The sequence below is a fragment of the Actinomadura formosensis genome (assembly GCF_050948385.1).
Lineage (GTDB): Bacteria > Actinomycetota > Actinomycetes > Streptosporangiales > Streptosporangiaceae > Spirillospora > Spirillospora formosensis.
Map to the genome: position 1 here is coordinate 3,372,182 of NZ_CP192011.1, position 21,984 is coordinate 3,394,165.

Genomic DNA, 21,984 nt, shown 5'->3' on the forward strand with positions numbered 1-21,984 from the left:
CCGCCGCCCGCCCCTCCGACGCCCGCCCGCGTACCGGCAGCCATGCTGCCGCCGCGAGCGGGCGTCGCGGCGTTCGAGGGGCGCCACCGACGCGCTGGTCCACGGGAATGATCGCGGTGCATCGTCCCTGGTGGACCAGGGGATCGCCCTCGTGTGTGACACATCACGGCGGGCGGGCGCTGTGCATGGTGAGGACCGGACGACGGCGGATGCCGGCGGGCGTCGACGAGGGGGGCCCGCGCGTCAGCCGCCCGCGCCGGTCATCTGCCGGCGGGCTGGACGGTTCCGCGGTGCCGGGGCGGACGCCGCGGAACCGTCCAGCCCGCCGGCCTTTTCCTTTTCGGTCCGAGTCGGGAGCGTTGACGGCTCCGACCACCGAAAATATGCTTGACCGACCGGTCGGTATGTACCGGATTCCGTGCCGGCCGGCCCTTCCCCTCGCTCGCGTGCGCTCATCGGAGAAATGCCATGATCCCCAGCACGATGCAGGACTTTCCGCTGTCCGTCGCCGCCATCCTGCGGCACGGGGCGCGCGTCTACGGCCGCAGCGAATGCGTGACGTGGACGGGCGGAACGCCCCGGCGGGCCACCTTCGCGGAGATCGCGCGGAACGCCGAGCGGCTCGCCGCCGCGCTGACCCGGCTCGGTGTCCGGACCGGCGACCGGGTGGCGACCTTCTGCTGGAACACCCAGGAACATCTGGAGGCGTACTTCGCGGTGCCGGCCATGGGCGCGGTGCTGCACACGCTGAACATCCGGCTGTTCCCCGAGCAGCTCGCGCACATCGTCGACCACGCCGACGACCAGATCGTCATCGTGGACGACAGCCTCGTCCCGCTGCTGGCGCGGGTCGTCCGCGAACTACCGGCCGTGAAGGCGTTCGTGGTGGTCGGTGGGGGTGACGCGTCGGCGCTGGAGGGCGGCGCCCCCGTCCTGCGGTACGACGACCTGCTCGCCGCGGAGGAGCCCGGCTTCGCGTGGCCGGAGGTGGACGAGCGCTCCGCCGCGTCCATGTGCTACACCAGCGGCACCACGGGCGACCCCAAGGGCGTCGTGTACTCGCACCGCTCCACGTTCCTGCACGCGATGGCCGTGCAGTCGGCGTCCTTGATCGGCATCACCGAGGCCGACCGCGTCCTGACCATCGTCCCGATGTTCCACGTCAACGCGTGGGGCCTGCCTTACGGTGCCTTCCTGTCAGGGGCGACGCTGCACATGCCGGGCCCGTTCATGCAACCGGAGCACCTCACGGAGTTCATCGCCGCCGAACGCAGCACGCTGGCGTCCGCCGTCCCCACGATCTGGAACGGGATCCTCGCCCACGGGGAGCGGCACGAGATCGACCTGTCCTCCCTGCGTGCGGGGACGTCCGGCGGCGCGGCCGCGCCCCGCGCCCTGCTGGAGCGCTTCGAGCAGCGGTACGGGCTGCGCATCATCCAGGGCTGGGGCATGACCGAGACCAGTCCGCTCGGCGGCATGGCGTTCCCGCCGCCCGGTGTCGAGCCGGGCACCGAGGAGGACGTGAACTGGCGGATGAAGTCGGGCCGCGTCGCCGCCGGCGTCGAGATGCGGATCGTGGACGATTCGGGCGCCGAGCTGCCGTGGGACGGTGAGTCCGTCGGCGAGATCGAGGTCCGCGGGCCGTGGATCACCGGCGCCTACCATCGCGACCCCGCGCCGGAGAAGTTCGACGGCGGCTGGCTGCGCACCGGCGACATCGGCACCATCGACGACCGCGGCTTCTTCCAGATCACCGACCGGGCGAAGGACGTCATCAAGTCGGGCGGCGAGTGGATCTCCTCCGTCGAGCTGGAGAACCACCTGATGGGCCACCCCGCCGTGGCCGAGGCCGCCGTCATCGGCGTCCCGGACCCGCGCTGGGACGAGCGCCCCCTCGCCTGCGTCGTCCTGCGCCCCGGAACCACCGCGACCGCCGACGACCTGGCCGCCTTCCTCACCGGCAGGGTCGCCCGCTGGCAGGTCCCCGAATACTGGACGTTCCTCGACGAGATCCCGAAGACCACCGTCGGCAAGTTCGACAAGAAGCCCCTCCGGGCCGGCCACAGGAACGCGGCCCTGAAGATCGAGCACATCACCCACTGAAACACCGTCAGGGGCACCCGCGTGGCCGCCGGCCACGCGGGCCGTTCCCGTCCCCCGGGTCAGCTCTTGAGCCCGTTGAGGAACAGGTCCACGTAGTGGTCGCTGATGGCCTCGGTCTTCAGGGTGCCGCCGGGGCGGTACCAGACGCCGATCTGGTGGACGGTGCCGAAAAAGAAGTGGACGGCGATGTCGGCGGGGGTGGCGGTGCGGAAGCCGCCCTCACGCTGGCCTTCCTCGACGAGGGCCCGGAAGCGTTCGTGGTAGCGGCGGCGTTCGGCGCGGACGGCCTCGCGGCGGTCGCGCGAGAGCAGGTGCGTGGAGCGGAAGAACACCGTGAAGTCGTCCAGGTAGAGGAACGAGGTGTTGAGGACGTCGACGGCGGCGGCGCGGAGGCGTTCCTCGGCGGTGCCGGGGCCGTCGGCGATCTGCTCCAGGCGGGACATCTGCAGGCCGAGGAGCCGGTGGTAGATCTCGTAGAGGAGATCGTCCTTGGAGCCGAAATAGTGGTACATGGCCCCTTTGGTGACGCCGGTGGCGTTCACGATCTCCTGGACCGAGGTGTTCTCGAAGCCCTTCTCGGCGAACATGCGGGTCGCCACGGCCAGCAGCCGGTCGGGCAGTGGCAGGGTGCCGGGTAGCCGGCCTACGGGCGCCTGCGTCATGACTCCACCTCCGTTCGGGAATGCCCCGGGGGCCTCGCGCCGCCCCGGTGCGGCCGCCCGTAGATCGCCGACAGCCTACCGGCGGCACGGGCACGGCGCGTATCGGGACGTCCGCGCCGGCGGCGATGCCGGCGGCGGCGACCGCGCCAAGGCGCCGGACCGGGGGTAGGAGTGAAAGGAACCGGTGGTTCATGGTCGCCCGGGCCGATCGTGGGGAGGATGATCGGTGGGGGGGTGGAGCGATGCGCGATGCGGGAGGGGCGTCGTGATCGGGGGCGAGCCGGTCGCGGCCGGAACCGGCGACGAGGCCGGGGGGCGGGCCGCGGCGGCCGCCCGCGAGATCGTCACCGCGCTGGGAGTCCTGGTCGTCTACCTGGTCTTCACACACGCCTTCAGCGGGGACCGCGCGGCCAGCGACGCGCACGGGCGCGCGCTGCTGGAGTTCGAGCGGTGGGCCCGGCTGGACGCCGAGCGTCCGCTGAACGACCTGCTCGTCCGGCACGGATGGCTGGGCGCGGTCGCCGCCTGGGAGTACGCGACCACGTACGTGATCGGCACCTTCGGGTTCCTCGGCTGGCTGTGGTGGCGGCGCAGCCCCGTCTACGCGTGGGCGCGCAACATGCTGATCCTCGTGACGCTGATCGCGATCTGCTGCTTCGCCCTCTGGCCCACGACACCGCCGAGGCTGCTGCCGGGGGAGGGGTACGCCGACATCATCGCGCACCACCATCCGCCGGCCACGTGGGGCACCGGGATGGTGTCGGCGGGCGCCAACCCGTACGCGGCGATGCCGAGCCTGCACATCGGCTGGGTCGCGTGGATCGGGGTGGCGGCGGTCCGGGCGCGGTGCGGTGCCTTCTTCACCTGGCTCTGCGCCGCGCACCTCGCGGTGACGGGGCTGGTGATCGTCGCGACGTCCGCGCACTACGTGGTGGACATCCCGGGCGGGCTGCTGCTCATCCCGGCGGCGGCGGTCGCCGAGCGGGTGCGCGCCGGCCTGCTGCGAGGCCGCCGGGACGACCCGCCGTGGCCGGGACGGCAGCAGCGGATGGCCGCCGCCGACGCCTTCTTCCTGTACGTCGAGAGCCGGGACGTCCCGCAGGTCGTGGGCGGGGTCGCCGAGTTCGCCGGGCCCGGGCCGCCGGCCGAGCGGGTGCGCGCCCTCATCACCGAGCGGCTGCCCCGGCTGCCGCGGCTGACGCAGCGGGTCCGCTCCGGCGGGGCCTTCCGGCGCCCGCGCTGGGTGGAGGCGGGCTACGTCGACCTGCGCCGGCACGTCCAGGAGGTGGACCTGCCGGCGTCCGGCGGACGGCGCGCGCTGGACGGCCTCGTCGCCCGGCTGATCGCCGAGCCGCTGGACCGCGACCGGCCGCCGTGGCGGTTCTTCCTCGTCCGCCGCGAGGGCGGCCCCGACGCCGCCGTCGTCCTGTTCCACCACGCCCTCGTGGACGGCACCGGCGTCATCGACATCCTGCGCGCCCTCCTGGAGCCCGCGCTGCCGGAGGCGGCGGTGCGCGGCCCCCGCGGGCTCCGCCGCGCCGCCGCCGTCCTGCCCGGCCTGGTCCTGCTCGGCCTCGACGGCACCGCCCGGACCGTCTCGGTCACCGGGACGCTCGGCCCGGAACGCGCCTTCGGCACCGCCACGCTGCCGCTCGACCGGGTCCGGGCGGTCGCCCGCGCGGCCGGTGTCGCAGTCGCCGACGTGCTCCTCGCGCTGGTCGGCGAGCTCGTCGCGGACGTGCTGGAACGGCGCGGCGAACGGGTGGACGGCCGGCCGCTGCGCACCGCCGTCCCGATGACGCTGCGCGCCCCCGCGCCGCCCGGCCGGGGCCGCACCGCCGTGCCCGGCAACCTGACCGCCGTGCTCCGGCTGGACGTCCCGGTCGGCCGGATGCCCGTCCGGGACCGGCTCGCGGCCGTGCACGACGCGGCGGAGCGGCGCCGCGGATCCGGCCGGGCGGTGGCGGGCACCGCCGTGCTGCGGCTGATGGGCGCGCTGCCGCCGCCGCTGCACGCGCGCGCCGCGCGCGGCATCCACCGGGCCGGGTCCTTCGGCGGCATCGTGTCCACCATGCCGGGACCGCCGCTGCCGATGTCGCTGGCGGGCGCGCCGCTCGGGGACGTCCACCCGATCCTGCCGCTCGCCGGCGGTGTGCCGTTCGCGGTGGGCGCGCTGAGCTGGAACGGGGCGCTGCACGTGTCGGTGACCGCCGAGCCGCGGGTGCTGCCCGAGAGCGCCGGGTTCCCGGGCGGCCTGCTGCGCGCGTTCGAGCGGCTGGCCGCGGCCGTCCCCACGGGCAGCGGAGCGCAGAGCGGCACGGCCTGATGGCCTGGTCGGTCGGCTTCAGCCTGCTCGCCGCGTTCCTGTTCGCCGCCGCGGCGGCGCTGCAGTACCGGGCCGCGCGGCGGGTGGTGCGCGGCGGCTCGGACGCGAGCGCCGCGCAGGGGCTGATCCGCCGGCTCGTCCGCGACCCGGTATGGCTGACCGGGTGGGGGGTGAACCTGGCCGGCTTCTGCGCGCAGGCGACCGCGCTGCATTTCGGCTCCACCGCCCTCGTCCAGCCGCTGCTGGTCACCCAGCTGGTCTTCACGATCGCCCTCGGCACCGTCGGCACGGGCCGCGGCCCGGCCCGGACGGACCTGCTCGGCGGCGCCGCCGTGTCGGCGGGTCTCGCCGTCCTGTTCACGGTGCCGGGGGCCATCCCGCCGGAGGGCGAGCCGTCCCGGTCCCGGCTGTTCATCGCCGGCCTGATCGCCGCGCCGCTCGTCGCCGTGCTGTCCCGGGCGGCGTGGCTGCGCGCCGGGCCGGTGCGGGCGGCGCTGCTCGGCGTGTGCGCCGGGCTGTGCTTCGCGGCCACCGCCGTGCTGATCAAGCTCACCACCGCCGACCTCGTCGACCGCGGTGTCGCGGCCACCGCCGCCGACTGGCCGGGCTACGCGCTCGCGGGCAGCACGCTGCTCGGGCTGGTGCTGGAGCAGCGGGCGTTCGCCGCCGGGGCGCTGCCCGCCGCGATGACCGCGATGACGATGACCAACCCCATCGCGTCCTACCTGGTGGCCGCGTTCGCGTTCGCGACGCTGCCGCCCCGGACCGCCGCGGCGTTCACCGCCGTCTCGGTCAGCGCCGTGCTGCTGACCGCCGGGGTGGCGCTGCTGTCGCGGTCCGCGCACACCGCACGGGCGGGCGAGCGCCGGCCCGACCCGCGCGCCGGACGCGAAGAGAACCTCCGCCCGCTCCGCGGCGTCCAACCCCCCGACCGACCCTGCCGGGAAGGACCCCCCTCTTGATCACCCGACGCGCGCTCCTGCTCGGCGGGCTCACCGGGGCTAGGCGGTCCGCTCGGCGCGGCCGGACCGCACCAGCCAGCTCAGCATCAGCATGAGGTCGAGCCGCCCGTCCAGCCCGGAGAACCGGCCGCCGGTCAGCTCGGCGATACGGCGCAGCCGGTACCGGACGGTCTGCTCGTGGATGTGCAGCCGCTCCGCCGCGATCACCGCGTTGTCGCCGCACTGCAGGTAGGTCAGCAGCGTCTCGGCGAGTGGCTGCCGGCGCGCCGGGGGCAGCGCCAGCAGCGGCCCGACAACGGCCTCGGCGGTCGCGCCGACCAGCTCGTCCGCGGCGAACGTGGCCAGCGAGGCGATGTGGTCCACGCACCGGACCGGCGTGTCGCACGGCAGCAGGCCCCGCTCGGCCAGCGTCAGTGCGTGCCGGGCCCAGCGCAGCGACACCGCGCCCCGGTCGAGCGGCACGGTCGGCCCGATCGCGGCCGTGCCGAGCCTGCGCAGCGCCGGCCGCAGCCGGTCCTGACCTGGGCCCTCCGGGTCGGGTACCACGAGGAACGGGAGCGGCGCGTCCCAGGCGGCCAGCACGGTGGGCGGCAGGATGCGCGCGCCCGCGGGAGCCCCGGCCGGCAGCGCGACGAGGGCGATGCTCTTCGGCGGCTCCCAGCGGGCCGCGGCCGCCAGCGCGGTGATCGCCTCCCGGCCGGGCGACGGCTCGGCGATCAGCAGGTCGCGCAGCCGTTCGCGGCGGTGCTCCCGCTCGGTCGCGAGCCGCCCCTGCTGGCGGGCGTACCCCTGCGCGGCGGCGTCGGAGACCCGGGCCAGCAGCATGAACAGCGAGTCGGTCAGCCGGCCGAGCGTCTCCCGCGACCAGCCGAGCCGGTAGGCGTCCTTGATGAACCGCCGGCACGCGACCTGGCTGCTCACCCGCATCGCGTTCTGCAGGGGGTCGAGGCTGCGGCCCTGCCGGGCCTCCTCCTCGCCGAGCCGCAGGTACATCTCGGTCAGCTTGCGCGCGTCGGCGTTCGGGTGGTCGACGGAGTCGACGAAGAACGCGACGGTGGCGCTGACCGTCCGCTCCACCCGTTTCGCGTAGTCGCCGCCGTCGCCCGCGTACTCCGGGACCTGGTCGCGGATCTCCCGCTCCATCTCGGCGACGGCGGCCTGGAGGTGCTGCCGCAGCAGCTCGGGCAGCTCGGCGGGCATGGGCCCTGATGTCATCCGGTATCCGTTCGGCGGCTCGGGGCGGGGGGCGAACCGGCCTCACCCTAAGCAAGAAGGTGAACGCTGTCACCACCCGCCCCACGGTCACCGCCGGTCAGGTCAGGTCCGGGCGGGCTGCGGGACGGCCGCCGGGGCGGCGCGGTGCCGTGCCGTCAGCCGCCGTCCGAACCGCTGCGCCGGACGTTCGACGTACCGGTGCGTGAACGCCGCCGACCCGAGGACGGCCGCGACCAGCACCACACCCCACCCCGCGCGCACCGCGCCGGGCAGGTGGCCCGGGTCGCGTCCGGCGACGTGCCAGATCAGCTGGATGACCAGCGGGTGCAGCAGGTAGAGCGAGTAGCTGACCAGCCCCGGCCAGACGAGGAACCGGGGCATGGCGCGGTGCCGGAGCGCGAGCCCGGCCAGGAACGTCAGCCACGCGGCGGCCACGGCGGTGGACCAGTCCGGGCCGAGGGGGTTCGGGTTGGCGTACAGGGCCCAGGAGGTGGGGGCGCGCATGCCCGCCACCAGCGAGAGGACGGGCACGGCCGCGACCATCGCCACGGTCGGCCGGCGGCGCAGCCGCCCCTCCTGGATGCCGCGGACGGCCGTCCCGGCGAACATCGTGGCGATGATGCACAGGCTCTCGATGGCACCGATGCGGCTGTTGAGGACGAGCAGCGCCAGCACCGGCACCGCCACGACCGCGACGCCGGCCCGCCGCGCCGCGCGCCGGTGGCTGAGCATGGCGGCCAGGCCGCCCGCCAGCAGCGATGCGGCGATGAGGACCGTCCCGGCCGGCCATCGGGAGGCGAGCAGCCCGGACGGCAGGACGACGCCGAGGATCGCCGCGCCCATCCCGAACCCCAGCGCGGCGCGGGCGCTGGAGCGGTGTACGCCGGCGACGAACATCGCCGTGATGAGCAGGTAGAAGACCATCTCGTACGACAGTGTCCAGAGGACGTTGACGGCGTTCGGCACGCCCAGCAGATCCTGCAGCATTGTCAGGTGCGCGAGGGCGGACGCCCAGGGACGCTCGCCGAGCGCGGGGGGCAGCCCGTAGGACAGGCCGGCCGCCCCGAGCGCCAGTGCCAGCGTCAGCGACACGCACCAGGCGGGGTACAGGCGGAAGAACCGCCCGGCCCAGAATCGCCGGACGCTGCCGCGCCGCTCCAGCGAGAACGGCACGACGTAGCCGCTGACGAGGAAGAACACGAACACCCCGTACCGGCCGAAATCGAACCATGGGCTGGCCGTTCTGCGTATCTCCGGGAGCAGCACGTCCAGGGAGTGCTCGAACACCACCACCAGGGCGGCCAGTCCGCGCAGGGCGTCCAGCCAGCCCATCCGGGAGGCGCGTTCCGGGGGAGCACCGATGGTCGATTCCGTGGGAGTCAGGGGATTCGTCGGCATCCGGGCCACCATAGGGGCCGGACCGTTACCTTTTCTAACCCCAAATGAGATTTTTTCGGGGAAAAGCCCCTTGTCGCCGTCGGCTGTGACCAACCCCACAGGCCGGTGGGCGGCTCAGCGGACGGCGACGACCCCGTACATGAGCGGAGCGCTCGGGGACGTCCCGCCGGTGAGCGGGGTCACCCCGGGCGGCAGCGGGCGGAACGGTCCGAGCAGGCGCGTCACCTCGGCGCCGCCGCGCGGATGCACCGGGACGCCGCTCGCCTCCCGGTAGAGGTGCGCGGCCTCGGCGACCGCGGCGGGGGCGAAGTCGGCGGTGAGATGCGAGACGACGAGGGCGCTGCCCGGCGCGGCCGGCGCGGCGAGGCCGGCGACGAGGTCGCGGGCGGCGGGCAGGAAGTGCAGGACGGAGGAGAGCACCAGCGCCACCGGCTCGGCCGGGTCGATCAGCCTGCGCACCTCGGGACTGCCGAGGATCGAGTCCGGGTCGCGGAGGTCGGCCCGCAGCGCCGCGATGTTGCCGCCGTCGAGCAGCAGCGCGCGGGCGTGCGCGATGACGAGCGGGTCGTGGTCGATGTAGACGACGCGGGTGCCGCCGATGTGACGGGCGGCCATCTGGTGCAGGTTGTCGTCCCTGGGCAGGCCGCAGCCGAGGTCGAGGAACTGCCGCAGACCCCGTGCGGCCAGCAGCCGGACCGCCTCGGCGAGGAAGCCGCGGGCGGCGCGGGCCGTCTCGGTCGACTGGGGGAGGACGTCCAGGATCCGGTGCGCGAGACGGCGGTCGGCGGAGTAGTTGTCCTTCCCGCCGAGGAGGTAGTCCTGGACGCGCGCCGGACCCGGCCTGTGCAGGGCGAGCGGGGTCTCCGCCGCCCGTGTCTCGGCCATGGTCATCGGTGGTCACCTATCGCCTTCACCGGAGGGGAGTGCAATGGCTCCTTCCCGACGGTAGGCGGCCCAGCCGGGCGCGGGGAAACCGGGGCCGGCCGAGCCGTCCGGACGGCGCCCGCATCATGACCGCATTCGGCCAGCCGTGTTTGGCGGCGTGCCACCGGGACGGGAGTCCTCGGCGGGGGAGATCAGGAACGGGGCGGAAGAACGGGCCGCCGCCATGCCCGCGTCCCGTCGCGCGAACGCCCGCGCCCGGTGGCCGCTTCCGGACATGACAGCACCATGACCAATGAAGTCGATCTCTTGTGGAGAGCGGTTCGCCGACCCCGTCCGGGTCACGCGCAGCGGCGGCGGCGGCGTTCGGTGCGCGGCCGGGACAGCTCCTCCAGGACGAGCGTGCAGCCGATCCCCACCAGCCAGGTGTCCTTGGCGAGCACGATGCCCTGCTGGGTGGGACGGATGCCGCCCTCCTCGCGCATGCCCGGAATCCGCAGGTACAGGCCGGTCAGCCCGGCGGAGAACGCGGTGAGCGCCGCGCCCGCGAGCAGCGAGGGCACCAGGGGCACCAGCAGCGCGGTGCCGAGCGCCACCTCGGTCCGGCCGAGGTTGCGGGTGAAGACCCGCGCGTCCTGCGACTCCAGGAACGGGTAGGCGGTCTTGGCCATGCCGTGGGTCTGTTCGGCCGACTCGTCCAGGGCCCGGAGCTTCGACAGGCCCGAGTTCAGGACGAACGCCCCCGCGGCCAGCCTGGCCGGCATCTGGTGAGCACGGGCGAGAAAACGCATCGTTCCTCACATCGATCGGGAGAGTTCGGGCGCAGGCATCATTCCCGCCGTCCGTCCGCTACACCTGCCGCCGGGTCAAGACTCGGCCGTCGGCCGCCCGGCCCGCTTGCGCAGGTAGACGCGGATCGCGGTGCCGTCCGGGCCGGTATGGACGCGGACGAGGTCGGCGAGGTGGTTGACCAGGAGGATGCCCCGGCCTCCGTGCGGGCTCAGGTACGCGGGGCGGCGCCCGGCCAGCGGGTCGACGATCGTCCCGGCGTCGCGGACCTCGCAGACGACCTGGCCGTCCTCGGACCACAGCCGCGCGGTGCCGCCCCCGCCGCCGTGCAGGCAGGAGTTCGCGGCCAGCTCGCCCGCCGCGCGTCCCGCCAGGATGAACGGGATGGTCCCGGCGAGGTACTCGGTGTCGTCGCGGTAGAAGAGCGCGGGGTGGGAGAACGGGTTCCGGGGCGGCACGCCCGGTTCCCTGAGACTCATCTCGCGGCCGCTCCGTCCCGAGTCGCTGCACTCACCTGTATCCGATCGAGGGTGGGCGCCCCGCGAGCGGCCGTGCGGGACGGACCCGTGCGTACATCCCCCGTGGCCGGGCACTGCCCGGCTCAGGTCGGTGGTACCCGTGGGGCACCGGCGAAAACGGTTGAAAAGGGGAAAGCCGTATTTCTGGAGCGGCGGCCCGCCCGCGGCTCACCGGTCCCGCAGCAGCGCCGCGTCGACGACGTCGGTCAGCCGGCCGCGGCGGCGGTAGGCGGCGCGCTGCCGCTCGGCTCCCGTTCCGCCGGCGAGCAGCCGCCGGACGCCCCGGGTGACGAACGCGAGGTCCCCGGTGTCGCCCAGCGCGGGCAGGACGTGCGCCAGCAGGTCGCCCGCCAGTTCCCGGAAGCCGGCAGGGCGGCCGGTGCACACCTCCACGCCCCGCCCGGCCAGGCCGTCCCGCGCGGCCAGCCAGTAGGCCGCGCGCAGCATCTCCTGCGGCGGGTCGGGCGCCGGCTCCCCGGCGTCCACCGCCTGGGACGACACCTGCACCAGCGCCCGGATCAGCGCGGCGAGCACGGCGGCGTCACCGGCGGTCGGGGCGACGTCGGCGAGCCGGATCTCCAGCGTGGGCAGCCGCGCCGACGGGCGGACGTCCCAGAAGACCGTCCCGGTGTCCATCAGGGCGCCGCAGCCGAGCAGCGTCGCAACGAGGTCGTCGTAGTGCGCGGCAGACCGGAAGAACGGCGGCGGCCCCGCCACCGGCCACCGCGCCCACGCCATCACCCGCCAGCAGGCGTGCCCGGTGTCGCGTCCCGCCCAGTACGGCGAGTTCGCCGCCAGCGCCAGCAGCGTCGGCAGCCACGGCCGCAGATGGTTGCCGACCTGGAGGGCGTGCTCCCGGTCGGGCATCTCGACGTGGACGTGGCACGAGCAGATGCTCTGCTCGTCGTCCAGCCCCCGGTAGACGGCCAGGCTCTCGGCGTAGCGGGCGCCGGCGCCGATCGGCGGGGGGACCACCGCGCCCAGCACGGGCGTCCCGGTCGCGGCGAGCCGGACGCCCTCCGCCGCCGCCGCGGCCGCCATCGCCGCCCGCATCGACCGGATCTGCTCACGCAGCTTGTCCAGGTCGTCGCACGGCGAGGTCTTGGCCTCGGCGAGGAACTCGACCAGTTCGGTGGAGGTGCGCTCGCCCAGCGCCGCGCGGGCCCGCCGCACGACGGCGGCGGCACGGGGAACGACCTCCCGGGAGACGGGATCGACGACGAAGTACTCTTCCTCGATTCCGAATCGCAGGGCCATCCACCACCTCGGGATCGGGGGCGACGCAGGCGGCCACGTCCCTTCGACGGTACTTGGCCACCGCCGCGATCGCACCTGGTGGACGGACCGGAAACCGCGACGGGGACGTCGCTTGGCCGTCTTTTGACCCGCCGATCAGGGGCCGGTGTCCAGGAAGTACATCGACAGCGCGATGAGGTGCGTGACCACGACCACGCCGAGGCCGAAGAAGAACAGCATCTTGGCGGGCCCGTGCGGGAAGACGCTTCCCGGCTTGAGCTCGCCCCGCTCGCGCTGCCGCGCCGCGATTCGCTCCTCGATGGGGGGACGGCCGAACATCGGTGCCACCGGACGCGGCTACTGCCGGGGCTCGTCGACGATGACGTCCGTCATGATGTCGACGGCCAGCGCGACGATGCCGCCGATCACGGTCACCGCGGCGCCCACCCCGAACACGGCCCAGTTCGGGCCCATGGCGATGCCGACGCCGCCGACGACGAACCCGATGAAGATGATGGCCACGGCGACCCAGGACTTCGGGCGCCCGGCGTGGCTGCCAGTCGACATGCGTTGGTCTTCCCTCTACACAGGATCCGGTGGGGCTGTACGACGCCGAACTCTAGCAACGTTCCTAGCCATGGAGCTTTCCGGGGTACCTCGTAGATCGTCCCGGCACGATGCCGCGGGACCGGGACCGGGAACGCCGCCCGCCGCGTTCTGGTCAGCGGGACCCGGTCTCGAACGGGATTCGCCCGCTCACCTACGATCCGTTACATGACGGTGCCGCCTGAGGAACTCGAACTGGCCGCCGCCTTCCCCCCGGCCGAACGCGGCCGGTGGCGGGAGATGGTGAAGGGGGTGCTGCGCAGGTCCGGCGCGGCGACCGACGACACCCCCCTCGACGAGATCGAGGGTCTGCTGACCCGTGTGTCGTACGACGGAGTGCCGATCGCCGCGCTCTACACGCGCGACGAGGCCCCGCCGGGACGCCCCGGTCTCGCCCCCTACGTGCGCGAGGTGCGTCCCGAGGGGGAGGGCGTCGCCGGATGGGACGTCCGGCAGCGGCACGCGCACCCCGATCCGGCGGTGACCCGCGAGGCGATCCTCGCCGACCTGGAGAACGGCGTCACGTCCGTCTGGCTGCGGCTCGGCGACGGCGGCGTGCCCGTCCGCGCCCTGCCGGACGTGCTGCGCGGCGTCCTGCTCGACCTCGCGCCCGTCGTGCTGGACGCCGGGGCCGCGACGGCGGAGGCCGCGGAGGTCTTCCTCGCGCTGGCCGCCGAGCGCGGGAACGCGGCGGACGCGTCCGGGAACCTCGGCGCCGACCCGCTCGGGCTGGCGGCGCGCACCGGCGCCCCCGGATCGATGGACGAGGCCGCCGCCCTGGCCGTCCGGTGCGTGCGCGAGTTTCCGAGGCTGCGCGCGATCACCGTCGACGGCACCCCGTACCACGACGCGGGCGGCTCCGACGCCGAGGAACTGGGCGCGGCCGTCGCCGCCGGCGTCGGCTACCTGCGCGCCCTGACCGGCGCCGGGCTGAGTGTGGACGAGGCGTTCGGGCAGTTGGAGTTCCGTCTCGCGGTGAACGCCGACCAGTTCGGCTCGATCGCCAAGCTCCGCGCGATGCGCCGGCTGTGGACGCGGGTCGCCGAGGTCAGCGGCGCCGCGGAGGGGGCGGCCGCGCGGATCCACGCGGTGACGTCGGCGGCGATGATGACGCGCCGCGACCCGTGGGTGAACATGCTCCGCACCACCATCGCGGCGTTCGCGGCCGGGACGGGCGGCGCCGACGCGGTCACCGTCCAGCCGTTCGACGCCCGCCTCGGGCTCCCCGACGGCTTCGCCCGCCGCATCGCCCGCAACACCCAGACCCTCCTGCTGGAGGAGTCGAGCCTCGCCCGCGTCGTCGACCCGGCCGGCGGCTCCTGGTACGCCGAGAGCCGCACCGAGGGACTCGCGCAGGCCGCCTGGACATGGTTCACCGAGATCGAGAAGGCCGGGGGCCTCGCCGCCGCGCTCGACTCGGGCCTCGTCGCCGATCGGCTCGCCGCGACCTGGGCGAAGCGCCGCGGGGACATCGCCCGGCGCAGGGCGCCGCTCACCGGCGTCAGCGAGTTCCCGAACCTCGCCGAGACACTGCCCGAGCGGGACGAGGCGCCGCCCGGACCCGGCGGCGGCCTCCCGGTCGTCACGTACGCGCAGGACTTCGAGGCCCTCCGCGACCGCTCCGACGCCCACGCCGCGGCCACCGGCGCCCGTCCCCGGGTGTTCCTGGCGACGCTCGGGCCCATCGCCGTCCACACGGCGCGCGCGTCCTTCGCCGCGAACCTCTTCCAGGCGGGCGGGATCGAGACGGTCGGCGGCGCCCCCGAGGAGTTCGGGGCGTCCGGCGCCGCCGTCGCGTGCATCTGCTCCAGTGACCGGCTGTACGAGGAACGGGCCGCGGACGCCGCGCGGATTCTGCGCGAGGCGGGCGCGGTGAAGGTCTGGCTCGCGGGTAAGGGAACCTACGAGGGTGTCGACGACCATGTGCACGCGGGATGCGACGCGGTCGGGGTCCTGGAGACCACCCTCCACGATCTGGGAGTGAGCGAATGATCCCCGACTTCACCGAGATCGAGCTCGGGACGGCGCCCCCCGCCGACGAGGCCGCCAAACGCTGGCGCGCCGCCGTCGCCGACGCCACCGGCGCCGACCCCGACGCCCAGACCTGGGACACGCCCGAGGGCATCGGCGTCAAGCCCCTCTACACCGGCGACGACCTGGCCGGGCTCGACTTCCTCGACACCCTTCCGGGCATCGCGCCGTACCTGCGCGGCCCCTACCCGGCGATGTACGCGACGCAGCCGTGGACGATCCGGCAGTACGCCGGGTTCTCCACCGCCGAGGAGTCCAACGCCTTCTACCGCCGCAACCTCGCGGCCGGGCAGAAGGGCCTGTCGGTCGCGTTCGACCTCGCCACCCACCGCGGCTACGACTCCGACCATCCGCGCGTCTCCGGTGACGTCGGCATGGCGGGGGTGGCGATCGACTCCATCTACGACATGCGCCAGCTGTTCGACGGGATCCCGCTGGACAGGATGAGCGTGTCGATGACGATGAACGGCGCCGTCCTTCCCGTCCTGGCGCTCTACATCGCCGCGGCGCAGGAGCAGGGGGTGAAGCCGGAGGCGCTGGCGGGGACCATCCAGAACGACATCCTCAAGGAGTTCATGGTCCGCAACACCTACATCTACCCGCCGCAGCCGTCGATGCGGATCATCTCCGACATCTTCGCGTTCACCTCGCAGCGGATGCCGAAGTACAACTCCATCTCGATCTCCGGCTACCACATCCAGGAGGCCGGGGCCACGGCCGACCTGGAGCTGGCCTACACCCTGGCCGACGGCGTCGAGTACATCCGCGCGGGACGCGAGGCGGGCCTGGACATCGACGCGTTCGCGCCGCGCCTGTCGTTCTTCTGGGCGATCGGCATGAACTTCTTCATGGAGGTCGCCAAGCTCCGCGCCGCCCGGCTGCTGTGGGCGCGGCTGGTGAAGACGTTCGAGCCGAAGAACCCCAAGTCGCTGTCGCTGCGGACGCACTCGCAGACGTCCGGCTGGTCCCTCACCGCGCAGGACGCCTTCAACAACGTCGCCCGCACCTGCATCGAGGCCATGGCCGCCACCCAGGGCCACACCCAGTCGCTGCACACCAACGCGCTGGACGAGGCCCTGGCCCTGCCCACCGACTTCTCGGCCCGCATCGCCCGCAACACCCAGCTCGTCCTGCAGCAGGAGTCCGGGACGACCCGGACCATCGACCCGTGGGGCGGCAGCGCCTACGTCGAGCGGCTCACCTACGACCTGGCCCGCCGTGCCTGGGGCCACATCACCGAGGTCGAACGGGCCGGCGGCATGGCGAAGGCGATCGACGAGGGGCTGCCCAAACTGCGCATCGAGGAGGCCGCCGCCCGCACCCAGGCCCGCATCGACTCCGGGCGGCAGCCGGTCATCGGCGTCAACAAGTACCGCCCGGACACCGAGCAGGAGATCGAGGTCCTCAAGGTCGACAACGCCGCCGTCCGGGCGCAGCAGATCGACAAGCTGCGCCGCCTGCGCGAGGAACGCGACGAGACCGCGGTGCTGTCCGCGCTGGACGCGCTGACCCGCGCCGCCGAGGCCGCCGAGAACGGCACGCGCCCGCACGGCCTGGAGCACAACCTCCTCGCGCTCGCCATCGACGCGGCCCGCGCCAAGGCCACCGTCGGCGAGATCTCCGACGCCCTGGAGAAGGCGTACGGACGGCACGCGGCGCAGATCCGTACGATCTCCGGTGTGTATCGGGAAGAGGCCGGGCAGGTGAGGAGCATCGAGAGGGCGCGCGCCGCGACCGCCGCGTTCGAGGACGCCGAGGGGCGCCGTCCCCGCATCCTCGTCGCCAAGATGGGGCAGGACGGCCACGACCGCGGCCAGAAGGTCATCGCGACCGGGTTCGCCGACCTCGGCTTCGACGTCGACGTGGGCCCGCTGTTCCAGACCCCGGCCGAGGTCGCCCGGCAGGCCGTCGAGGCGGACGTGCACGTCGTCGGCGTCAACTCCCTCGCCGCCGGCCATCTCACGCTGGTGCCGGCGCTCCGCGAGGAGCTGGCGGCGCTCGGCCGGGACGACATCATGATCGTCGTGGGCGGGGTGATCCCGCCCGGCGACGTGGCCGAGCTGCGCGCCGCCGGTGCGTCCGCGGTCTTCCCGCCCGGCACCGTCCTCGCGGACGCGGCGCTCGGCCTGCTGGACGAGCTGACCGCCAGGCTGGGGCACGCCGCACAGTGAAACCGGGCCTCGACGACTACGCCACCGGGGTGCTGGACGGGTCGCGGGCGTGGATCGCGCGGGCGATCACGCTTGTCGAGTCGACCCGTCCCGATCACCGGGAGCTGGCGCAGAAGCTGCTGGTGGAGCTGACCCCGCACGCCGGGAACGCCCGGCGTGTCGGGATCACCGGTGTGCCCGGGGTCGGCAAGTCCACGTTCATCGACGCGCTCGGCACACGCCTGACGGGGGAGGGGCACAAGGTCGCGGTGCTCGCCGTGGACCCGTCGTCGACCCGGACGGGCGGCAGCATCCTCGGCGACAAGACCCGCATGCACCGGCTCTCGGCCGACCCGAACGCGTTCATCCGCCCCTCGCCCACGGCCGGGACGCTCGGCGGTGTCGCCAAGGCCACCCGCGAGGCGATGGTCGTGATGGAGGCCGCCGGATACGACATCGTCCTCGTGGAGACGGTCGGCGTCGGCCAGTCCGAGACGACCGTCGCCGAGATGGTCGACTCCTTCCTGTTCCTCACCCTCGCCCGTACCGGCGACCAGCTTCAGGGGATCAAGAAGGGCGTGCTGGAACTGGCCGACGTCATCGCCGTGAACAAGGCGGACGGTGAGTACACGATGGCGGCAAAGCGCGCCGCGCGCGAGCTGTCGGGCGCCCTGCGGATGCTGCGCAGCGACGAGCGCGCCCGTGCCACCCCCGTCCTGACCTGCAGCGCCCGTGAGGGAACGGGCCTGGAGGAGGTCTGGGCCGAGATCGTCGGGCATCAGGACCGGCTGCGCGCGTCCGGTGAGCTGGAGACCCGGCGCCGCCGCCAGCAGGTCGGCTGGACGTGGGCGATGGTGCGCGACCGGCTGCTCACCGAACTGCGCGAGCACCCCGGCGTCCGGAGGCTGGCGCCGCGGCTGGAGCAGGAGGTCGCCGACGGGACGCTCACCCCGGCGCTCGCCGCCGATCGCATCCTGGCGGCGTTCCGGGGGGACGGCTGACCCCGGTTCGCGGCACGGGTTTGCCCGGGGCCCCGGTCGCGGCGGGCCGGGATCCGGTACAAAAGGCGGATGGACGTCATCGCGCTCGATTCTCCGACGGACGCGCAGATCCGCGAGTGGCACGACGTGCTCGCGGCCGTCCACGCCGCCGATCCGGCCGCGCACCCCTTGCCCGGCCCGGACCGGACCGCGCGGCTGCTCGGTGCCGGATCCGGCACGCGGCAGCGGCTGTGGGCCGTGCCGGACGGCGGCCGGTTCGCCGCGGTGGCCGCGCTCCGGCTCCCCGGCGAACCCGGCACGGACCGTCCCGGTGAGATCGACGTCCAGGTCCGCCCGTCGCACCGGCGGCGCGGGCTGGGCCGCCGGCTGCTCACCGCGGCCGCCGAGGGGCTGCGCGCAGACGGGCGCCCCAGCGTGATCGCGCAGGTCCTCGCCGGAACCCCGGCCGTGCCGTTCCTGGAGTCGCAGGGCTTCGAGTGCGTGCTGACCCTGCGCGGCATGCTGCTGCGGCTGGACGACGTCCCGCCGGAGCGCATCTCCCGGCTGCTGGCCGAGGGGCCCGCCGGCTACCGCCTCGTCCGCTGGGAGGGCACGGTGCCGGACGAGCACGCGGCCGCGCTGGCCCGCGCCAAGCACGCCATGGTCGACTTCGCCGAGTACGACGGGGCGTCCTGGGACGCCCGGCGGGTCAGGGAGATGGCCGCGACCGTCGCCGGGCGCGGCGATGACCTCTACACCGTCGCCGCGCTGCACGGCGACGTCATCGCGGGGTTCACCGAGATCGTCGTCCCGCACGGCTGCGCCGGCCGGGCCGCGCAGTACGACACGGCGGTCGTCCCGGAGCACCGCGGCAGGCGGCTCGGCATCTGGGTGAAGGCCGCGATGCTCGCGTGGCTGGCCGGGGAACGCCCCGGCGTCCGCGAGATAGAAACGGACAACTCCGGCGATAACCCCCACATGATCGCCGTCAACGAGGAGCTGGGCTTCCGCCTCGAACGCGAATCCCTGGAATACCAGGCACCCACCCCCGCCCTCCCCTGACCCGCGCGGGGGAGCGGACGGGAAAATGCGTTGCCGCCGCCACCCGCGCATAGGCACTCTTATGGAGGCTCTTCCGGGAAATACCCGGAGGCCGGATAATTGCCGAAGTATTTCCCCTGAGTTCAACGGGAGAACGCCGCGTCGAAACATTCTTCGGCCGGGATGGCGCACAGGGGCCCGCCCGGTGCGGGTTCCGGAGGATGCCGGAGGACGAACGTCTCGATGCGGGCGTCCGGGTTCGAACCCCGGCGGGGAGCGGCACACGGGCAAGGAGGTGACCCGGTGAACGTGCTCGTCCTGAACGCGTCGTACGAGCCCTTACAAAAGGTGGACCTGCGGCACGCCATCCGCATGCTGGTGCGCGAGGTGGCGGTCGTCGAGGAGGCGGAGGAGGGCCGGACCTTCGGCCGCTTCCCCGTGCCGCGGGTCCTGCGGCTCGTCCGGTACGTCGCGATGCGCTGGCGGCACGGCAGGCGCCCGCCGTGGAGCAAGCGCGGCGTGTACCTGCGCGACCGCGGTCGCTGCTGCTACTGCGGGAAGCGCGGGAACACGATCGACCACGTCCACCCGCAGTCGCGCGGCGGTGGGAACACCTGGGAGAACACCGTCCTGGCGTGCGGGAGGTGCAACAACCGCAAGGGGGACCGGACGGTCTCCGAGGCCGGGCTGCGGCTGCTGTGGGAGCCGCGCGTCCCGCGCTGGGAGGAACTCGTGAGCCCGTGACGGGGCGCCACGGGGGGGGGGGGCGGATCGCCGTACGGCGACCCGCCCCCTGAGCCGTATGTGGCGCACCGCCCTTGGTAGCCTGGGAGTGACTCTATGTGTTCCCCTAAGCGTCTGAGGTGAAATGGGCGATTGTGGTAGCGTGCCGCCAATCTTGAGCTTTGTTATCTAGGAGAAATCTGTGGCGGCCCTCGATCCCAACGGCAGGACGTCCCGTACGTCACGCGGGCGCACCGCGGCGAGACGCCTCACCGCGCTCATCCTCGCGGTGGGCGTGTCGGCGGCGCTGCCCCCGGTGTCGGGGAGCGCCGCCGGTCTCCCGCAGGAGCCGAAGGATCTCAAGAAGGAGTACGCCAAGCTGAAGGCGCGCTCGGAGAAGCTGTCCAAGGAGTACCGGGGCGAGCTGGTCTCCCTCGAAGAGGCGAAGAAGGCCGCCGAACGCGCGGGCGCGGACGCCGCGAAGGCCGACCGCGAGTACGACGCCGCCCGCATCGGTGTCGCCCGGATGGCGTCCACGACCTACATGACCGGCCGGCTCGACATGGTCCCGATCATCTCCTCGGCCGAGCCCGGCGCCGCCGTCCGCGACGCCGCCGTCATCGAGCACCTCAGCCAGAACAACGGCCGCCGCATCAAGAACCTCCGGGTTCTCACCGACCGGGCGGCGCGATCGCACGAGACGGCGAACAAGAAGCTGGCCGAGGTCAAGAAGGAGATCGAGGACCTGGAGGGCCAGCGCGCCCGCGTCAAGAAGCTGCTCGCCAAGTACAAGCCCGAGGTGACCAAGGCGCCCGCGCCCGCGGGCGGGGGCCGGCCCGACGGCGCCACCGGCGCCAAGTCCCCGATCGTGGGCAACTCGATGACCGCCCGGATGCGCACGGTCCTGCTGGAGGTCGACGGCAAGTTCGGCCCGTTCCCGACCATCGGCTGCGCCCGGCCCGGTGACCCGCAGGACCACGGCTCCGGCCGCGCCTGCGACTTCATGGAGAGCACCGGCGGCCGGATGCCGAGCGCCTCGGCCCAGGCGCACGGCGACCGCGTCGCCCAGTACGTGATCGACAACGCGTCCCGGCTCGGCATCAAGTACGTCATCTGGAAGCAGCGCATCTACGACATGCGCGGCAGCGGCGGCTGGCGCCAGATGGAGGACCGCGGCAGCGTCACCCAGAACCACTTCGACCACGTCCACGTGTCCGTGCTCTGACCGGCTCTGACCGGTGGCCCGCCTCACCCGTCGCCGAGTTCCACCACGGTGCGTTCGCGGGCGGAGCGGGCGGCGGCCTCGATGACCTCCAGGCCGGTGATCGCCTCGGCGAGGGTCGTGGGCGGCGGTGCGCCGTCGCGGAGGGTGCGGACGACGCCCGCGTAGAAGTCCTGGTAGGCGCCCGGGGCGGTCGGTTCGGGCGCCGTGCCGCCCGGGGTGCCGAGGACGCCGTGGGACTCCGGCGGGGCGATGCCGTAGCCGGGGTCCTTCGGGGTGAGGCCCGCGCGCAGCTGCTCCTCCTGCGGGTCCATGCCGGAGACCGTGTAGGACGCGCGGCTGCCGAGGATCCGCAGGCGCGGGCCGAGGTGGGCGGCGGTCGCGCTCATCCACAGGTGCGAGCGGGTGCCGCCGGGGTGGGTGAGGGCCACGAACACGTCATCGGGGGAGGCGGCGCCCCGCCGGCGGGTGTCGACCTCGGCGTAGACGCGGGCGGGACGGCCGAACAGGGCGACCGCCTGGTCGATGAGGTGGGTGCCGAGGTCGAACAGGATGCCGCCCGCGTCGCGGGGATCGGTGCTCTCCTTCCAGCCGTTCTCGACGGCGGGCCGCCAGCGTTCGAAGCGGGACTCGAAGCGCTGGACGTCGCCCAGCGCGCCGGAGGCGACCAGGCGCGACGCCGTCCGGTAGTCGCCGTCCCAGCGGCGGTTGTGGTACGGGAACACCGGCAGCCCGCGGACGGCGCTCAGCGCGGCCAGCGAGCGGGCGTCCGCCACGGAGGCCGCGACCGGTTTGTCCACGACGACGGGGACGCCCGCGGTCAGCGCCGTCCGGGCCAGCGGGACGTGCTGCCGGTTGGGCGCGGCGACGACGACGAGGTCGAAGCCGCCCGGCGCCCCCCACAGCCGGTCCGCGCCGTCCACGACCTCCACGTCCGGGTACCGCTCCCGGACCGCCCGCCGCCGCTGCGGGGTGCGGGTGACGACCGCGGCCAGCCGCAGCCCCGGAACGGACGTGATCAGCGGGGCGTGGAACACCGAGCCGCCGGTGCCGTATCCGATCAGCGCAACACGCAGGTCCATCCCCCGATCATGACCGATGGCGGGGTCCCGGCCGGGACGCGGGGTGCCGGATGAGCCG

General features: G+C 73.9%; 19 protein-coding genes. 9 read left to right on the plus strand and 10 right to left on the minus strand.

Going from position 1 to position 21,984, the window contains the following annotated elements; translation table 11 throughout:
• The first annotated feature begins 468 nt into the window (after positions 1 to 468).
• On the plus strand, positions 469 to 2,103 hold the full coding sequence (locus ACQP1N_RS15850) for a long-chain fatty acid--CoA ligase (RefSeq protein WP_433232162.1): 1,635 nt from the start codon (positions 469 to 471) through the stop codon (positions 2,101 to 2,103).
• 59 nt (positions 2,104 to 2,162) lie between these two features.
• Here the strand turns inward: ACQP1N_RS15850 and ACQP1N_RS15855 are convergent, their stop codons facing one another.
• Positions 2,163 to 2,765, minus strand: a complete 603-nt coding sequence (locus tag ACQP1N_RS15855; RefSeq protein ID WP_131732663.1) for a TetR/AcrR family transcriptional regulator — start codon at positions 2,763 to 2,765, stop codon at positions 2,163 to 2,165.
• Between the two features lie 265 nt (positions 2,766 to 3,030).
• On the opposite strand from ACQP1N_RS15855, the gene ACQP1N_RS15860 reads away from it, so the two are divergent.
• Together ACQP1N_RS15860 and ACQP1N_RS15865 are read left to right on the plus strand one after the other, a co-directional pair.
• On the plus strand, positions 3,031 to 5,091 hold the full coding sequence (locus ACQP1N_RS15860; protein ID WP_433232165.1) for a phosphatase PAP2 family protein: 2,061 nt from the start codon (positions 3,031 to 3,033) through the stop codon (positions 5,089 to 5,091).
• Positions 5,091 to 6,053, plus strand: a complete 963-nt coding sequence (locus ACQP1N_RS15865) for a DMT family transporter (RefSeq protein WP_067803189.1) — start codon at positions 5,091 to 5,093, stop codon at positions 6,051 to 6,053. Before ACQP1N_RS15860 ends, ACQP1N_RS15865 begins: the two co-directional genes overlap by 1 nt.
• Before the next feature lie 39 nt (positions 6,054 to 6,092).
• Here the strand turns inward: ACQP1N_RS15865 and ACQP1N_RS15870 are convergent, their stop codons facing one another.
• The 8 genes from ACQP1N_RS15870 to ACQP1N_RS15905 all read right to left on the minus strand — a co-directional run bounded on the left by ACQP1N_RS15870 (position 6,093) and on the right by ACQP1N_RS15905 (position 12,658).
• Positions 6,093 to 7,268, minus strand: a complete 1,176-nt coding sequence (locus ACQP1N_RS15870; RefSeq protein ID WP_131732662.1) for a PucR family transcriptional regulator — start codon at positions 7,266 to 7,268, stop codon at positions 6,093 to 6,095.
• A gap of 102 nt (positions 7,269 to 7,370) precedes the next feature.
• A complete protein-coding gene (locus tag ACQP1N_RS15875; protein ID WP_165488386.1) occupies positions 7,371 to 8,666 on the minus strand; it encodes an acyltransferase family protein in 1,296 nt (431 codons plus the stop codon).
• Between the two features lie 114 nt (positions 8,667 to 8,780).
• Positions 8,781 to 9,557: an SAM-dependent methyltransferase gene (locus ACQP1N_RS15880; protein WP_067803180.1), complete on the minus strand. Its 777-nt coding sequence runs from the start codon at positions 9,555 to 9,557 to the stop codon at positions 8,781 to 8,783.
• 332 nt (positions 9,558 to 9,889) lie between these two features.
• Positions 9,890 to 10,339 carry a hypothetical protein gene (locus ACQP1N_RS15885; protein ID WP_067803177.1) on the minus strand — a complete coding sequence of 150 codons (450 nt, stop codon included), beginning with the start codon at positions 10,337 to 10,339 and terminating at the stop codon, positions 9,890 to 9,892.
• A 75-nt stretch (positions 10,340 to 10,414) separates the two neighbouring features.
• Positions 10,415 to 10,816, minus strand: coding sequence for an ATP-binding protein (locus ACQP1N_RS15890; protein ID WP_084263246.1), 402 nt, complete (start codon positions 10,814 to 10,816; stop codon positions 10,415 to 10,417).
• A gap of 207 nt (positions 10,817 to 11,023) precedes the next feature.
• The gene (locus ACQP1N_RS15895; protein ID WP_067803171.1) at positions 11,024 to 12,112 is read right to left on the minus strand and encodes a carboxylate-amine ligase; all 1,089 of its coding nucleotides are present in this window, start codon (positions 12,110 to 12,112) and stop codon (positions 11,024 to 11,026) included.
• Between the two features lie 135 nt (positions 12,113 to 12,247).
• Positions 12,248 to 12,430 (minus strand): hypothetical protein, encoded by a 183-nt coding sequence (locus ACQP1N_RS15900; protein ID WP_067803167.1) that lies wholly within the window; start codon positions 12,428 to 12,430, stop codon positions 12,248 to 12,250.
• Positions 12,431 to 12,448: 18 nt separating this feature from the next.
• The gene (locus ACQP1N_RS15905; RefSeq protein ID WP_067803164.1) at positions 12,449 to 12,658 is read right to left on the minus strand and encodes an HGxxPAAW family protein; all 210 of its coding nucleotides are present in this window, start codon (positions 12,656 to 12,658) and stop codon (positions 12,449 to 12,451) included.
• Between the two features lie 207 nt (positions 12,659 to 12,865).
• Between ACQP1N_RS15905 and ACQP1N_RS15910 the strand changes: the two genes are divergently transcribed.
• From ACQP1N_RS15910 to ACQP1N_RS15935, 6 genes are all read left to right on the plus strand, one after another.
• The gene (locus ACQP1N_RS15910; RefSeq protein ID WP_433232172.1) at positions 12,866 to 14,689 is read left to right on the plus strand and encodes a methylmalonyl-CoA mutase family protein; all 1,824 of its coding nucleotides are present in this window, start codon (positions 12,866 to 12,868) and stop codon (positions 14,687 to 14,689) included.
• A complete protein-coding gene (scpA, locus tag ACQP1N_RS15915; protein WP_433232175.1) occupies positions 14,686 to 16,899 on the plus strand; it encodes a methylmalonyl-CoA mutase in 2,214 nt (737 codons plus the stop codon). Before ACQP1N_RS15910 ends, scpA begins: the two co-directional genes overlap by 4 nt.
• Positions 16,896 to 17,879, plus strand: coding sequence for a methylmalonyl Co-A mutase-associated GTPase MeaB (meaB, locus tag ACQP1N_RS15920; protein ID WP_067803156.1), 984 nt, complete (start codon positions 16,896 to 16,898; stop codon positions 17,877 to 17,879). Before scpA ends, meaB begins: the two co-directional genes overlap by 4 nt.
• Before the next feature lie 69 nt (positions 17,880 to 17,948).
• The gene (locus ACQP1N_RS15925; RefSeq protein WP_433232178.1) at positions 17,949 to 18,920 is read left to right on the plus strand and encodes a GNAT family N-acetyltransferase; all 972 of its coding nucleotides are present in this window, start codon (positions 17,949 to 17,951) and stop codon (positions 18,918 to 18,920) included.
• 282 nt (positions 18,921 to 19,202) lie between these two features.
• Positions 19,203 to 19,643 carry an HNH endonuclease gene (locus ACQP1N_RS15930; RefSeq protein WP_433232181.1) on the plus strand — a complete coding sequence of 147 codons (441 nt, stop codon included), beginning with the start codon at positions 19,203 to 19,205 and terminating at the stop codon, positions 19,641 to 19,643.
• 181 nt (positions 19,644 to 19,824) lie between these two features.
• Entirely contained in the window at positions 19,825 to 20,847 is a 1,023-nt protein-coding gene (locus tag ACQP1N_RS15935; protein WP_433232184.1) for a coiled-coil domain-containing protein, read from the plus strand.
• A 23-nt stretch (positions 20,848 to 20,870) separates the two neighbouring features.
• Here ACQP1N_RS15935 and ACQP1N_RS15940 read toward each other — a convergent pair whose 3' ends face one another.
• The gene (locus ACQP1N_RS15940) at positions 20,871 to 21,926 is read right to left on the minus strand and encodes a Gfo/Idh/MocA family oxidoreductase (protein WP_433232187.1); all 1,056 of its coding nucleotides are present in this window, start codon (positions 21,924 to 21,926) and stop codon (positions 20,871 to 20,873) included.
• Positions 21,927 to 21,984 lie beyond the last annotated feature (58 nt).

What these genes read in the sequence shown, in the direction of transcription:
- ACQP1N_RS15850 (WP_433232162.1), top strand. Translation starts at nt 469, where the DNA reads ATGATCCCCAGCACGATGCAGGACTTTCCGCTGTCCGTCGCCGCCATC.
- ACQP1N_RS15855 (WP_131732663.1), bottom strand. Translation starts at nt 2,765, where the DNA reads ATGACGCAGGCGCCCGTAGGCCGGCTACCCGGCACCCTGCCACTGCCC.
- ACQP1N_RS15865 (WP_067803189.1), top strand. Translation starts at nt 5,091, where the DNA reads ATGGCCTGGTCGGTCGGCTTCAGCCTGCTCGCCGCGTTCCTGTTCGCC.
- ACQP1N_RS15870 (WP_131732662.1), bottom strand. Translation starts at nt 7,268, where the DNA reads ATGACATCAGGGCCCATGCCCGCCGAGCTGCCCGAGCTGCTGCGGCAG.
- ACQP1N_RS15875 (WP_165488386.1), bottom strand. Translation starts at nt 8,666, where the DNA reads ATGCCGACGAATCCCCTGACTCCCACGGAATCGACCATCGGTGCTCCC.
- ACQP1N_RS15880 (WP_067803180.1), bottom strand. Translation starts at nt 9,557, where the DNA reads ATGACCATGGCCGAGACACGGGCGGCGGAGACCCCGCTCGCCCTGCAC.
- ACQP1N_RS15885 (WP_067803177.1), bottom strand. Translation starts at nt 10,339, where the DNA reads ATGCGTTTTCTCGCCCGTGCTCACCAGATGCCGGCCAGGCTGGCCGCG.
- ACQP1N_RS15890 (WP_084263246.1), bottom strand. Translation starts at nt 10,816, where the DNA reads ATGAGTCTCAGGGAACCGGGCGTGCCGCCCCGGAACCCGTTCTCCCAC.
- ACQP1N_RS15895 (WP_067803171.1), bottom strand. Translation starts at nt 12,112, where the DNA reads ATGGCCCTGCGATTCGGAATCGAGGAAGAGTACTTCGTCGTCGATCCC.
- ACQP1N_RS15900 (WP_067803167.1), bottom strand. Translation starts at nt 12,430, where the DNA reads ATGTTCGGCCGTCCCCCCATCGAGGAGCGAATCGCGGCGCGGCAGCGC.
- ACQP1N_RS15905 (WP_067803164.1), bottom strand. Translation starts at nt 12,658, where the DNA reads ATGTCGACTGGCAGCCACGCCGGGCGCCCGAAGTCCTGGGTCGCCGTG.
- ACQP1N_RS15910 (WP_433232172.1), top strand. Translation starts at nt 12,866, where the DNA reads ATGACGGTGCCGCCTGAGGAACTCGAACTGGCCGCCGCCTTCCCCCCG.
- scpA (WP_433232175.1), top strand. Translation starts at nt 14,686, where the DNA reads ATGATCCCCGACTTCACCGAGATCGAGCTCGGGACGGCGCCCCCCGCC.
- ACQP1N_RS15925 (WP_433232178.1), top strand. Translation starts at nt 17,949, where the DNA reads ATGGACGTCATCGCGCTCGATTCTCCGACGGACGCGCAGATCCGCGAG.
- ACQP1N_RS15940 (WP_433232187.1), bottom strand. Translation starts at nt 21,926, where the DNA reads ATGGACCTGCGTGTTGCGCTGATCGGATACGGCACCGGCGGCTCGGTG.